Genomic DNA, 12,779 nt, shown 5'->3' with positions numbered 1-12,779 from the left:
CCTCACTGAGCCTCATTCCGCTTTAGCGGGATGGCATATCTGCGTGCATCTCTCATGACGCGCGCAGTGGATCATCACAGGAATCGTGAACATGAACTCCAAGTGCTATTGCACAGGTTGGTCCCTCGTGGCCGGCCTGGCGGCAAGCGTACTGGCATTGCCGAGCCTCGCAGCCCCACTGACACTCGATGAAGCATTGCGGCTGGCCGAAAACAATGCGCCGTCGCTGACGGCCCAAGCCGCCAAACTGCAAGCTGCTAGCAGTGCTGCCATTCCAGCTGGCGAACTGCCTGACCCGAAGTTAAAGCTCGGCGTGCAGAACTATCCCATTGGCGGCCCCGACCGCTGGAGCATTGACCAGGACTCCATGACCATGCAGATGGTTGGGGTCATGCAGGAAGTGCCCAACCGCGACAAACGCAAAGCACGTATTGAGGTGGCCGATGCGGCCGTTGACCGAGCCGCGGCCGAAGGTCGAGTCGAGCGTCTGAATGTCCGACAGGCCACGGCATTGGCCTGGATCAGCAGCTATTCCGTCGAGCGTAAAGAGGCACTGTTCCAGGACTTTTACAAAGAAAATCGTCTGTTGACCGATACCGTTCGGGCACAGATTGCCGGTGGTCGGGCTCAGCCTGCGGATGCGGTCACGCCGAAACAGGAGGCTGCGCAGTTAGCGGATCAACAGGACGACCTGATCCGTATGCGTGCGCAAGCTCGAGCTGCACTCAAGCGCTGGATTGGCCCGGCGGCCAACGACCCGCCAACCGGCAGTTTGCCGCAATGGCCCGTCGAGACCACAGGCTACTCCCATAAGCTGCAACATCACCCCGCACTGGCGGCCTTCGAACCGATGACCCGCGAGGCGCAAGCCAAAGTCCGTGAAGCCGAGGCGGAAAAACAATCGGACTGGAGTTGGGAACTCGATTACCAACACCGTGACCGTCAGTTCGGGGACATGGTCAGCGTGCAGTTTTCGTTCGACCTGCCACTGTTTCCCGGCTCCCGACAAAATCCAAAAATCGCCGCCAAACACGCTGAATTGAACCAATTGGAGGCTGAGCGTGAAACCATGGTGCGTGAGCACACCCAGCAACTGGAGGAGGATCTGGCCGAATACGAACGCCTGAATCGTGCCGTGCGCCGCAGTCAGGAAAGTCTGGTGCCTTTGGCCAAGGAAAAGGTAGGGCTGACCATGGCCAGCTACCGCGCCGGTAAAGGTGATCTGGCGCCGGTCATTGCTGCCCGACGTGAACTCATAGAGGCCCGCCTCAAACAGATCGATGTCGAAGAACAGCGAGCCCTGACCAACGCACGTTTGTATTTCAATTACGAGGAAACCAGCCAATGAGCGCTCGAATCTGGAAAGGGGCTTTGTTGACTGGCTTGTCGATCGCCCTGGGTGTTGCCGGCGGTTACTGGTTTGCTCAGCAGCGCATGAGCACAATGCCCGGGGCAGCAGCCGAACAAGGTTCCACAATGCAAGGCGAACGCAAGGTGCTGTATTGGTACGACCCGATGTACCCGCAGCAGAAGTTCGACAAACCGGGCAAGTCACCCTTCATGGATATGCAGCTGGTGCCGCAATACGCCGACGCGGCAACAAACAGCGCGGCCATCAGCATTGACCCCAGTCTGACCCAGAACCTCGGCCTGCGTCTGGCCACAGTCACTCGTGGAGCCCTCGCTTCCAGCCTGGATGTTGTCGGCGTGCTGACGTTCAACGAGCGGGATGTCGCCGTGATCCAGGCGCGTACTGCCGGTTTTGTCGAGCGGGTTTATGCCCGTGCTCCCGGCGATGTGCTCAAAGCCAATGCACCATTGGCGGATATCCTGGTACCGGAATGGGCCGCAGCCCAGGAAGAATTCCTCGCACTTAAACGTAATGGCGATGCCGACTTGATCGCAGCGGCCCGCCAACGGCTGCGCCTGACGGGGATGCCGGCAGCGCTGATTACCCAGGTAGAACGCAGCGGCAAGATTCAGCCGAACCTGACCCTCACCAACCCCATCAGTGGAGTGCTGCAAGAGTTGGATGTCCGTACGGGCATGACCGTGTCGGCCGGCGAGACGCTGGCTCGCGTCAATGGCTTGAGCAGTGTCTGGCTAGCGGTGGCCGTTCCAGAGTCGGAGACCGGATCGATCGTCGTCGGCCAGACGGTAGAAGCACGCCTTCCAGCCTTCCCGGGGACAGTACTCAACGGCACCGTCAGTGCGATTCTGCCCGAAACGAATATGGACAGCCGCACCGTTCGCGTACGCGTCGAACTGCCCAACCCTGATGGGCGTCTCAGACCCGGATTATCGGCGCAGGTGCGCCTGAACCAGAAGACCGGGCAAAGTGTGTTATGGGTGCCGAGCGAAGCGGTCATCCGCACTGGCCGGCGCACGCTGGTAATGCTCGCCGAAGACGCGGGTCGCTACCGTCCGGTGGAGGTGCAACTCGGGCAGGAAAACGACGGTAAGACGGCGGTATTGAAAGGCTTGCAAGAAGGTCAACAGGTGGTCAGCTCAGGTCAGTTCCTGCTCGACTCCGAGGCCAGCCTCAAGGGCATCGTCGCAAGCGCGCTGGAAATGCCAGCACTTCCAGGCACCGCCTCCGCCCTTCATGAGTCGCAGGGACAAGTCCTGCAGATCAATAGCAAAGATGTGACGCTTGCCCACGGTCCCTTCAAAACATTGGGCATGCCTGGCATGACCATGACCTTCCCATTGGCGGCCCCTGCGCTCATGCAGGGACTCAAGGCGGGCGACAAGGTTCGTATCTCCGTCAGTCAAACCGATGATGGTTTGCGCGTTGAGCGTCTGGAAAAACTAGGGGACCAGCCATGATCGCGTCCCTGATTCGCTGGTCAGTGGCCAACCGATTCCTGGTATTGCTGGCCACACTGTTCGTCACCGGCTGGGGCGTCTGGTCGGTGCAGAGCACGCCCATCGACGCGCTGCCAGACCTCTCTGATGTGCAGGTGATCATCCGCACGCCGTATCCAGGTCAAGCGCCGCAAATCGTCGAGAACCAGGTGACCTATCCGTTGGCGACCACCATGCTGTCGGTGCCTGGCGCCAAGACCGTGCGCGGTTATTCTTTCTTCGGCGACAGTTTCGTGTACGTGCTGTTCGAAAACGGTACCGATATGTATTGGGCTCGCTCGCGGGTGTTGGAATACCTGAGCCAGATACAAAGCCGCCTGCCCGCGGGCGCCAAACCGGCCTTGGGGCCGGATGCCACCGGGGTGGGCTGGATCTATCAGTACGCCCTGGTGGATCGCACCGGTGGGCATGATCTGGCGCAATTGCGCGCTCTTCAGGACTGGTTTCTCAAGTTTGAACTCAAGACTCTGCCCAATGTGGCGGAAGTGGCCACCGTGGGCGGGATGGTCAAGCAGTACCAGGTGCAGCTCGACCCACTCAAACTCGCCAGCCTGGGTATCACTCAGGCGCAGGTGACCGAGGCGATTGGCAAGGCCAATCAGGAAACCGGTGGTGCGGTGCTGGAGATGGCAGAGACCGAGTTCATGGTGCGCGCTTCCGGTTACCTGAAGACCCTGAATGACTTCCGCGCGATTCCACTCAGGCTCGGTGCGGGTGGCGTGCCGGTCACCCTGGGAGATGTGGCCACGATCCAACTGGGGCCGGAGATGCGTCGTGGCATCAGCGAACTCGACGGTGAGGGTGAAACCGTCGGCGGCGTGGTGATTCTGCGCAGCGGCAAAAACGCCCGCGAGACCATCGCAGCAGTTAAAACCAAACTCGACGAGTTGAAGAAAAGCCTGCCGGCCGGGGTGGAAATCGTCACCACCTACGATCGCAGCAAGCTGATCGACCGTGCCGTGGAAAACCTCAGCCACAAGCTGCTCGAAGAGTTCATCGTCGTCGCCCTGGTCTGCGGGATATTTCTTTGGCATCTGCGCTCCTCCCTGGTGGCCATTATCTCGCTACCGGTCGGGGTGCTGATGGCCTTCATCGTCATGCGCTACCAGGGAATCAACGCCAACATCATGTCCTTGGGCGGGATTGCCATTGCCATCGGTGCCATGGTCGACGCCGCGGTGGTGATGATCGAGAACGCTCACAAGAAGATCGAGGCCTGGCACGCAGCCCATCCAGGGGAGGAGCTCAAGGGTGAACATCACTGGCACGTGATGACCGAAGCCGCGGCCGAGGTAGGTCCGGCACTGTTCTTCTGCCTGTTGATCATCACCCTGTCGTTCATCCCGGTGTTCACTCTGGAGGCGCAAGAGGGCCGGCTGTTCGGCCCGCTGGCGTTCACCAAGACCTATGCCATGGCGGCGGCGGCCGGACTGTCGGTGACCCTGGTGCCGGTATTGATGGGTTACTGGATTCGTGGGCGGATTCCCAATGAGGAACAGAATCCGCTGAACCGTTGGTTGATCAGGCTCTACCAGCCAGCCTTGGACGCGGTGCTGCGTCGGCCAAAAATCACCATGCTGGTCGCACTGCTGGTGTTTCTCAGCGCGGTATGGCCGATGTCACAGTTGGGTGGTGAGTTTCTTCCCCCACTGGATGAAGGGGACCTGCTCTATATGCCATCAGCTTTGCCGGGTTTATCGGCGCAGAAGGCCGCGCAACTTCTGCAACAGACCGACCGGCTGATCAAGACAGTGCCAGAGGTCGAACATGTCTTTGGTAAAGCCGGCCGCGCTGAAACTGCTACTGACCCGGCACCACTGGAGATGTTCGAAACCACCATTCAGTTCAAACCTCACGAGCAATGGCGACCCGGCCTGACCCAGGAGAAGTTGGTGGAGGAACTGGATCGGGTGGTCCGTGTACCAGGACTGACCAATATCTGGATCCCGCCGATCCGCAATCGCATCGACATGCTTGCCACTGGCATCAAGAGCCCGATCGGGGTGAAGATTGCCGGTAGCAACCTGACAGAGATCGATGCCGCCACTCAGGCCGTCGAGCGTGTGGCCAAGGACGTGCCTGGGGTCAGTTCGGCCCTGGCCGAGCGCCTGACCGGTGGCCGCTATATCGACGTCGATATCGACCGCAAGGCCGCTGCTCGCTATGGGTTGAATATCACCGATGTGCAGTCGATCGTCGCCGGTGCTATCGGCGGTGAAAACATCGGGGAGACCATTGAAGGGCTCGCCCGCTTCCCAATCAATGTGCGATATCCGCGTGAGTGGCGTGATTCGCTCGGCGCACTGGAGCAATTACCGATCTACACCCCACCAGGGAGTCAGATCACCCTCGGCATGGTGGCGAAGGTCAAGGTCAGTGACGGTCCGCCGATGCTCAAGAGCGAGAACGCCCGGCCTTCCGGGTGGGTGTATATCGACGTGCGTGGCCGGGATATTGCCTCGGTGGTCGCCGACCTGCGCCGGGTCGTCAGTGAGCAGGTCAAGTTGCAGCCAGGCATGAGTTTGAGCTACTCGGGGCAGTTCGAATTTCTCGAACGGGCCAACGCCCGGCTCAAACTGGTGGTACCGGCCACGTTGCTGATCATCTTCGTGCTGCTTTACCTGACCTTTGCCCGTTTCGATGAGGCCTTGCTGATCATGGCCACGCTGCCATTCGCTCTCACCGGTGGCGCATGGTTTCTGTATCTGTTGGGGTACAACTTGTCGGTGGCCACCGGGGTCGGCTTTATCGCGCTGGCTGGTGTATCGGCCGAATTCGGCGTGATCATGCTGCTCTACCTGAAGAACGCCTGGGCCGAGCGCGAAGACACCGGTGACAGCACCGAGCGCGGGCTGGTCGCCGCGATTCGTGAAGGTGCAGTGCAGCGGATTCGGCCCAAGGCCATGACCGTGGCGGTGATCATCGCTGGTCTGTTGCCGATTCTCTTGGGCAGCGGCACCGGTAGCGAAGTGATGAGTCGCATCGCCGCGCCAATGGTCGGCGGCATGGTCACCGCCCCCTTGTTGTCCCTGTTTGTCATTCCGGCAGCCTACCGCTTGATGCGCCGCCGGCACCTGTGCGTTGTACCCTCCAACCCTCAAGGAAAAGTCGTATGAAACTGGCCCTGATCGCCGTTGCAAGCACCGTTTTTGTACTGTCTCTTTCTGCCCAGGCAGGGGACAAAGTAGCGTTTGAATTTCGTGCTGAGGGCATGTCGGCCACCATCGTGTCGATCAAGCCCCTGAAATAACAATGGCATGGGTGGCTGGTTCGACCTTCACAAACTGATACCGCTTTCCACTTGGAGTTCCCCGCGTTATGAGTGCATTCGAGGCAATGCCACTCTGGTGGACCCCATGACCGCTCGTAACCCTGCATAAGCGTTAGCTCACGCTTCGCTACGCTTAAGGATACGGACCGCCAGGGCTGTTGAAGGCTTGGGCGGCATGGGAGCCAGAGGCAAAATTCTGGCTACAGGGCAGCAAGCTGGAAGGAGGATTGAATTATGAAGATGCTACTGACGGTCGAGTTCCCTCATGAACCCTTCAATTCCCTCGTCAGATCCGCAAAGGTGGGCGAGATTATTGAGCGTATCCTGGACAGCATCAAACCGGAGGCGGTGTACTTTACTGAGAACGACGGAATGCGTGGTGGGATCCTTGTGATCGACGTGCAAAATTCATCCGACATTCCCGCTTTTGCGGAACCCTTTTTTCTCAACTTCAATGCCAACTGCAAGTTCCGCCTCACGATGAGCCCGCAGGATTTGCAAAAGGCTGGTCTGGAGGAGCTCGGGAAGAAATGGGGGTGATGAAAACCTCGAGATCTTGATAAGACCTCAAGCCCCGATAGGTGGGCTCGGAGCTACTTGCGTTTAATTGCTAAGCACAATCTGAATGTGATCAGGTTGCAGACAGGCCTGGCCCTGAGTACCTGGCTTACGAGTACATTGGCATCAACGGGGCTTGGCTTTGGGGGCGATTGCTTTTATTGAGGGCGGGGTAAATCGCGGTCCGTCCTGTCGTCTCTGCACACAAGCTTCGGATATTTCCTGCAATCCGTACCGTCTCAGGCCGACTTGTATGTCATGAACTGCGGAAGTAAATTCCATCCGTCGCTGCAAAATCAGCGACCGGGTTTAGCAGCTCGGTTAATATCAAGGCACGCAGGTGCCGCTATTCGATCAGTTGGCACTTTTTTGTGTCCGCTGTTCTGTGTTATGGCGGCTGTGCGGGGGGCACCTTCGGGTGCGCCGGGTTCCTTGATTCCTGGTCTGCTAACCCGCGTACAGTCGCCACCCTTTTCGTTTAGCAGCGATGTCTGGTGACTCCACCAATCAAGGAGTTGCACTCATGAAAAAGATCACCCCCGATCCCCCCGAAAACCCGAGCCTTTCAGCTGACGCTTCCCTCGATTCCGCCAAACTCCGCGAAGCCGCCGAGCGCGCTCTCGATTTCCATCCGGCGTCGCCCCTCGATAAAACGAAGCTCAACACGAGTCCGAGCACTATCTTCGTCATAGCTCCCCACGTCGACACGGAGACCCTATTGGTCCACGCTTCCGAAACGTTCGCCTCCCTCAGTGCGATGACCACTGACCTGGCCTTCGAGCTCGAAGGCTCACGCCGCAACAAGGCACTGGCGATTCAGCAACTGATCGTTCTGGGCGAGTTATTGGTGAACAGAGCGCTGGATAACCTCGACACGTCCGATTCGACGGCGTCTGCGGTCACTCCGGTATCCGGCCACTAAGTGGTCACGTTCTTTCATCAAATGGAGTTTTCCCCATGGACAGATACATGCCTGTCACCGGCATCGACAACGATTTCCACTCGCTGCTGATCGACACCGAAGCCCCCCTCGACGTGCTGCACGATACCGCCGCTTACCGCATCAGCGCCGTGACCCAATTGCTGGAGAACCTCGCCATGCGCGAGGAGATCAGCAGCGACGCGGTCATCCTGCATGACTTCGCACGGGTGTTGGCTATCCCGTTGCGCGACGGCTGTGATTTGCTGGACGTCATCGGGCGACGTTTGCAGGCGCAGGTTCTGGCGTCGTAATGAAGATGGGCGACCTCACGGGTCGCCCATTTCTCGTTATGAGAAGAGATGACAGACCACCCTCAAGCCCAATGCCGGTCAGTTAAGGAATTTCAGGTTCAGCACTGTCCCCCGTAGCAGCTGCCGAAGGCTGCGTCCGGCGGCGAAGCCGTCGCAAATCCTGCTTCCACGATTTGTCTGGAATACCGCAGTGACTGTTTTACGACTGCTGCGCAGCCGGACGCAGGCTTCGCCAGCTGCTACGGTTCGCGTAATGTCTTAACTGACTGGCATTGACCCTCAAGCCCCTTTTTCAACCAGCTGGCTAAAGGCTTCGAGCTCACTTTTTTCGAGGTCGGATACGACGATAAAGCGCAAGTGATTCTGTTGCCAGGCGACGATGTTATAGCCGCGGATGGACAGACTCTGTCGGGGTTTATCCGTTTCGGTGGTTGGCAGGATGAACACGTTGATGATGTGTTTTGCGTGGCCATAGGACAGGGCCGCGGTGGTCTGGTGTTGCAGGTAGTCCAGTCGCCCGCCGAGCAGCGGGTAGCCTTGTGCCGAGTAGTCATACACCGGCGGTGAGAAGTCGAGCTTGCCGGTAAACCATGGCTTGACGGTGTGTCTGTCGGAGGAGGCCACATCATTCAAGTGCTCGGCCATCAGCGACCGAACATGGCTGGACACCGCCTCGTCCATCCAGGGTTGCTCGCTTGAAGGGGTTGCCACATACAGCACCAGTGCCATGGCCAGCGCTATGGCTGAAAAAGCAGGTGCGAGCCACCTCCGCGATGCGTTTCGTAATACTTCCCAAACGCTCCTGGCCGAAGAGGTCTGTGATTGAATGTTGGCGAATACACTGTGAGTCAGGGAGTCAGGCGCAACGTAATACGGCGCCTGTGCCTTCACGCTGGCGATCAGTAATTTCGTTTGGTCATGCAGGCGCTGGCAATCGGCGCAACTCGATAGGTGTTCGGCAACATTCGCTGCCGTTTCGGTATCCAGCTCGTTGTCCAGGTAGCCATGAATCAATTCGTGGCAGTGGGTGCAGTTCAGGTCATTCATGGTTTTGCAACTTCAGTAGTTCCAGCTTGAGCATCGCGCGCGCCCGGGCCAGTCTCGACATGACGGTTCCTAAAGGTATGTCGACCACCTTTGCTATGTCCTTGTAGGGCATGCCTTCCAACTCCTTCAGGACGATCACCTCACGAAAAGCCGGGGCCAGGGCTCGCAGCGCTTGCTGAACCAGCGCGGCATCCTCGGCATGCATGGCAAACAGCTCCGGGGTCTGGGTGTGGCCCAACGCGAGATCGTCTGCTGATATCTCATCGCCTATGGCGACCCATCGATTGCCGGCCGATGCCTTGAGCCAGTTATAACTCTCGTTGCGCACGATCGTCAGGAACCAGGCTTTGGCATTTCCGTCTGCGTAGCGGTGCATAAATTTAAATGCCCTGAATGCACTTTCCTGTACGACATCCTGGGCAGCGCTCTCATTGCCGGTGAGCCAGCGCGCGAGGTTATAAGCCGCATCCATATGCGGGGCAAACAGCTCCTCAAATCGCTTCATAGTGGCTCCAGCCCCTTCCAACCCCTATAACGGGGATACGTCCTGTTTTATTCCCGAAAGAAAACGTATTTTTGCCTGGAATAAAACTCCACCCCGGTCGGTTTTACATCGTGTCAGCTCATCAATGTAATCCGCTACCGAGGGAGTTCCCATGGACATTCACTCAACAACACACGATAAGCGTACCGACGGCCCGCTGGACCCAGACCGCAGAAACCTGCTCCTGTGCTCGGCATGGGCCGGAGCCGGCGTCATATGGGCGCTGAGCGGCGGTATTCCACGGGCTTTCGCGCTGGATGACACCGGCAAGTTATCGGACCCGACAGCACTGGCCAGCAATTTCCACTTCGTGCAAATCAGCGACTCGCACATCGGCTTCAACAAGGAGGCCAACCCTGATACGCGCAAGACATTGCAGGTGGCCATCGATAAGGTCATAGCGCTGCCAAAAAAACCGTCACTCATTCTCCACACAGGTGACATCACCCACCTCTCCAAACCGGAAGAGTTCGATACCGCCGCGCAGCTCCTCAAAGGCCTGCCATCAACCGTGCACTATGTGCCGGGCGAGCACGACACTCTCGATGAAGGCGGCGGAAAACTCTATCTGGAGCGTTACGGCAAAGGCACGAAAGGCAATGGCTGGTATAGTTTCGACGATCATGGCGTGCATTTCATTGCGCTGGTGAATGTCTTCAACTGGCAGGCGGGCCACGAGGCCACCCTCGGTGCCGACCAACTCACGTGGCTGGCCGATGATTTGCGCGCAGTGTCTACGAGCACGCCTGTCGTCGTCTTCACTCATATTCCCTTGTGGACGATCTATCAGCCGTGGGGCTGGGGAACGGAGGACGGCGATCAGGCCATCGCCATGCTTCGCAACTATGGCTCGGTGACGATCTTGAACGGCCACATCCATCAGGTCATCCAAAAGGTCGAGGGCAATATCACCTTTCACACCGCTCGCGGCACCGCCTACCCGCAACCGGCTCCTGGAGCCGCGCCTGCACCGGGTCCGATGACGGTGGCCGCCGATCAACTGCGCAACTATCTGGGGATTACCGACGTCAAGGCGACACAAGGCGATCACCCACTGGCGCTGATCGACTCAACACTCACTTAAGGGAGGCGCTCACATGAGTAAGCTCTTGCAGGTGCTGACCCTGGGCTGTCTGTTGGTCTCGATACCCGTTTGGGCACAAGATGTAAAAATCGACATCAAAGAGTTCATGTATGGACCCAAGGATCTGACGATAGCCGTTGGCACAAAAGTGACATGGGTCAACGACGATCAAGTACCGCACACGGTCGTGGAAACCAATAAGGTGTTTCGCTCGGGCGCGCTCGACACCAATGACAGCTTTTCCTATGTGTTCAATACGCCAGGGGCGTTTGAGTATTTTTGTGCTCTGCACCCACAAATGATTGGAAAGATCACCGTCAGTGCTACTCAATAAAATGAGTTTTTAGTGCTGCGACGTAGACGATCGTTCGGGTTGTCACCTCGCGATTCGCCCTGATCCCGGGTGGTACTCCAGCATCTGTCGCTGGCTACCACCCTTTTTTGTGTGGTTCGACCTTTAATCCGGGGGGAGGGGGGCAGATCTATTGAATTGCTGGCGGATATCACGGGGGCGGTGTGAAATTCAGGGCGGCTCGGTGACGCTTCAGGTTTGCGGGCGTCTATGACTTGGACGGCTGACAGAACTACAGTCAATGTCGGTTCTCGGCATATTGGAAGAGGGGGATCTTTTATGATTATCAAACCGCGCGTTCGTGGCTTTATTTGCGTGACGACCCACCCAGTTGGCTGCGAAGCCAACGTCAAGCAGCAGATCGACTATGTCACCGACAAAGGACCGATCAGCGCAGGGCCAAAGAACGTACTGGTGATCGGTGCATCGACCGGATACGGGCTTGCTGCACGGATTACTGCGGCTTTTGGTTGCGGCGCCAATACGCTGGGTGTGTTTTTCGAACGTGAGAGTGTCGATGGCAAACTCGGCACGCCCGGCTGGTACAACACCGCTGCCTTTCACAAGTTTGCCGAGTCGGATGGTCTCTACGCGAAGAGCATCAACGGCGACGCTTTCTCTGACGAGATCAAACAAAAGACCATCGAAACCATCAAGCGGGATCTCGGCAAGGTCGACCTGGTTGTCTATAGCCTCGCTGCGCCGAGACGGACCCACCCTAAAACCGGCGAGGTTTTCAGCTCGACACTCAAACCTCTCGACAAGCCGGTCAGCCTGCGAGGCCTTGATACCGACAAGGAGGTTGTCAAAGACACCACCCTGCAGCCGGCCACACAAAGCGAGATCGACGGCACAGTGGCCGTGATGGGCGGCGAAGACTGGCAGATGTGGATGGACGCCTTGCACGAGGCGGGTGTCCTGTCCGAGGGTGCCAAAACGACTGCGTTCACCTATCTGGGCGAAAAACTGACCCATGACATCTACTGGAACGGTTCCATTGGCGCGGCCAAGAAAGACCTGGATCAGAAGGTTCTCGGTATTCGCGAGCGGTTGGCTGACCTGGGAGGCGATGCGCGGGTTTCAGTGTTGAAAGCGGTCGTCACTCAGGCCAGCTCCGCCATCCCGATCATGCCGCTGTACCTGTCCCTGTTGTTCAAGGTCATGAAGGAGCAGGGCACCCACGAGGGTTGTATCGAGCAGGTCCACGGGCTCTACAAAGACAGCCTTTACGGCCAGTCTCCTTGCATGGATCCAGAGGGCCGTCTGCGCGCCGATTACAAGGAGCTGGCTCCTGAAGTCCAGGATCGCGTCAAGCAGCTCTGGGATCAGGTCACCAACGACAATCTATACGAGCTCACCGACTTTGCCGGCTACAAGGCGGAGTTCTTGCGTCTCTTCGGATTCGAGATCGACGGGGTGGACTATGAGGCTGACGTTGATCCGGACGTGAAGATTTCCAACCTGATTCAAGGTTAGGTCGCGCGCGTGGAAAGCTGTCGACGCGGTAAAATGCGTTTAAGTTCATGTCAGGTTTCCCGCACTCTGTAGGAGCGAGGCTTGCCCGCGATGGCGGCCTGCCTCTTGCTGGTGTACATATCCGTTCCTGCGGTTAGGGCTGCTGGCGGTTTCGCTCTTACAGCGGTCTTGTACGGTCTCTGTAGGAGCGAGGCTTGCCCGCGATGTCGGCCTGACAGCCGGCCTGTCTCTTGCTGGTGTACATATCCGTTCCTGCGGTAATGGCTACTGGCGGTTTCGCTCTTACAGCGGTCTTGTACGGTCCCTGTAGGAGCGAGGCTTGCCCGCGATGGCGGCCTGACAGCCG

General features: G+C 58.2%; 12 protein-coding genes. 10 read left to right on the top strand and 2 right to left on the bottom strand.

Annotated elements, in window-relative coordinates:
- Positions 1-91 precede the first annotated feature (91 nt).
- The 7 genes from AC07VR_RS28670 (at position 92) to AC07VR_RS28640 (ending at position 7,930) form a co-directional block, all read left to right on the top strand.
- Entirely contained in the window at positions 92-1,348 is a 1,257-nt protein-coding gene (locus AC07VR_RS28670; protein ID WP_495013270.1) for a TolC family protein, read from the top strand.
- Positions 1,345-2,829, top strand: a complete 1,485-nt coding sequence (locus AC07VR_RS28665; protein WP_495013269.1) for an efflux RND transporter periplasmic adaptor subunit — start codon at positions 1,345-1,347, stop codon at positions 2,827-2,829. Before AC07VR_RS28670 ends, AC07VR_RS28665 begins: the two co-directional genes overlap by 4 nt.
- On the top strand, positions 2,826-5,984 hold the full coding sequence (locus AC07VR_RS28660) for an efflux RND transporter permease subunit (protein WP_495013268.1): 3,159 nt from the start codon (positions 2,826-2,828) through the stop codon (positions 5,982-5,984). Before AC07VR_RS28665 ends, AC07VR_RS28660 begins: the two co-directional genes overlap by 4 nt.
- Positions 5,981-6,118 (top strand): hypothetical protein, encoded by a 138-nt coding sequence (locus AC07VR_RS28655; protein ID WP_495013267.1) that lies wholly within the window; start codon positions 5,981-5,983, stop codon positions 6,116-6,118. Before AC07VR_RS28660 ends, AC07VR_RS28655 begins: the two co-directional genes overlap by 4 nt.
- 255 nt (positions 6,119-6,373) lie before the next feature.
- Complete coding sequence (locus AC07VR_RS28650) at positions 6,374-6,679, top strand: panthothenate synthetase (RefSeq protein WP_495013266.1); 306 nt, start codon at positions 6,374-6,376, stop codon at positions 6,677-6,679.
- A 541-nt stretch (positions 6,680-7,220) separates the two neighbouring features.
- A complete protein-coding gene (locus tag AC07VR_RS28645; RefSeq protein ID WP_495013265.1) occupies positions 7,221-7,619 on the top strand; it encodes a DUF6124 family protein in 399 nt (132 codons plus the stop codon).
- Between the two features lie 35 nt (positions 7,620-7,654).
- Positions 7,655-7,930, top strand: coding sequence for a hypothetical protein (locus AC07VR_RS28640; RefSeq protein ID WP_494993108.1), 276 nt, complete (start codon positions 7,655-7,657; stop codon positions 7,928-7,930).
- Between the two features lie 279 nt (positions 7,931-8,209).
- Here AC07VR_RS28640 and AC07VR_RS28635 read toward each other — a convergent pair whose 3' ends face one another.
- Both AC07VR_RS28635 and AC07VR_RS28630 read right to left on the bottom strand, forming a co-directional pair.
- Positions 8,210-8,977: an anti-sigma factor family protein gene (locus AC07VR_RS28635; protein ID WP_495013264.1), complete on the bottom strand. Its 768-nt coding sequence runs from the start codon at positions 8,975-8,977 to the stop codon at positions 8,210-8,212.
- Positions 8,970-9,482, bottom strand: coding sequence for a sigma-70 family RNA polymerase sigma factor (locus tag AC07VR_RS28630; protein WP_495013263.1), 513 nt, complete (start codon positions 9,480-9,482; stop codon positions 8,970-8,972). The genes AC07VR_RS28635 and AC07VR_RS28630 overlap by 8 nt, the downstream gene beginning before the upstream one ends.
- Before the next feature lie 151 nt (positions 9,483-9,633).
- Between AC07VR_RS28630 and AC07VR_RS28625 the strand changes: the two genes are divergently transcribed.
- The 3 genes from AC07VR_RS28625 (at position 9,634) to fabV (ending at position 12,433) form a co-directional block, all read left to right on the top strand.
- Entirely contained in the window at positions 9,634-10,605 is a 972-nt protein-coding gene (locus tag AC07VR_RS28625; RefSeq protein ID WP_495013262.1) for a metallophosphoesterase family protein, read from the top strand.
- 13 nt (positions 10,606-10,618) lie between these two features.
- Positions 10,619-10,939 (top strand): cupredoxin domain-containing protein, encoded by a 321-nt coding sequence (locus AC07VR_RS28620; protein WP_495013261.1) that lies wholly within the window; start codon positions 10,619-10,621, stop codon positions 10,937-10,939.
- Positions 10,940-11,236: 297 nt separating this feature from the next.
- Positions 11,237-12,433 carry an enoyl-ACP reductase FabV gene (gene fabV, locus AC07VR_RS28615; protein ID WP_494993103.1) on the top strand — a complete coding sequence of 399 codons (1,197 nt, stop codon included), beginning with the start codon at positions 11,237-11,239 and terminating at the stop codon, positions 12,431-12,433.
- The last annotated feature ends 346 nt before the right edge of the window (positions 12,434-12,779 follow it).

It is taken from the genome of Pseudomonas sp. GW821-FHT02H09, from assembly GCF_059421425.1.
The sequence above is the reverse complement of the archived record's forward strand: the minus strand, read 5'-3'. Positions and strand labels throughout refer to the sequence as shown.

What these genes read in the sequence shown, in the direction of transcription:
- AC07VR_RS28670 (WP_495013270.1), top strand. Translation starts at nt 92, where the DNA reads ATGAACTCCAAGTGCTATTGCACAGGTTGGTCCCTCGTGGCCGGCCTG.
- AC07VR_RS28665 (WP_495013269.1), top strand. Translation starts at nt 1,345, where the DNA reads ATGAGCGCTCGAATCTGGAAAGGGGCTTTGTTGACTGGCTTGTCGATC.
- AC07VR_RS28660 (WP_495013268.1), top strand. Translation starts at nt 2,826, where the DNA reads ATGATCGCGTCCCTGATTCGCTGGTCAGTGGCCAACCGATTCCTGGTA.
- AC07VR_RS28655 (WP_495013267.1), top strand. Translation starts at nt 5,981, where the DNA reads ATGAAACTGGCCCTGATCGCCGTTGCAAGCACCGTTTTTGTACTGTCT.
- AC07VR_RS28650 (WP_495013266.1), top strand. Translation starts at nt 6,374, where the DNA reads ATGAAGATGCTACTGACGGTCGAGTTCCCTCATGAACCCTTCAATTCC.
- AC07VR_RS28645 (WP_495013265.1), top strand. Translation starts at nt 7,221, where the DNA reads ATGAAAAAGATCACCCCCGATCCCCCCGAAAACCCGAGCCTTTCAGCT.
- AC07VR_RS28640 (WP_494993108.1), top strand. Translation starts at nt 7,655, where the DNA reads ATGGACAGATACATGCCTGTCACCGGCATCGACAACGATTTCCACTCG.
- AC07VR_RS28635 (WP_495013264.1), bottom strand. Translation starts at nt 8,977, where the DNA reads ATGAATGACCTGAACTGCACCCACTGCCACGAATTGATTCATGGCTAC.
- AC07VR_RS28630 (WP_495013263.1), bottom strand. Translation starts at nt 9,482, where the DNA reads ATGAAGCGATTTGAGGAGCTGTTTGCCCCGCATATGGATGCGGCTTAT.
- AC07VR_RS28625 (WP_495013262.1), top strand. Translation starts at nt 9,634, where the DNA reads ATGGACATTCACTCAACAACACACGATAAGCGTACCGACGGCCCGCTG.
- AC07VR_RS28620 (WP_495013261.1), top strand. Translation starts at nt 10,619, where the DNA reads ATGAGTAAGCTCTTGCAGGTGCTGACCCTGGGCTGTCTGTTGGTCTCG.
- fabV (WP_494993103.1), top strand. Translation starts at nt 11,237, where the DNA reads ATGATTATCAAACCGCGCGTTCGTGGCTTTATTTGCGTGACGACCCAC.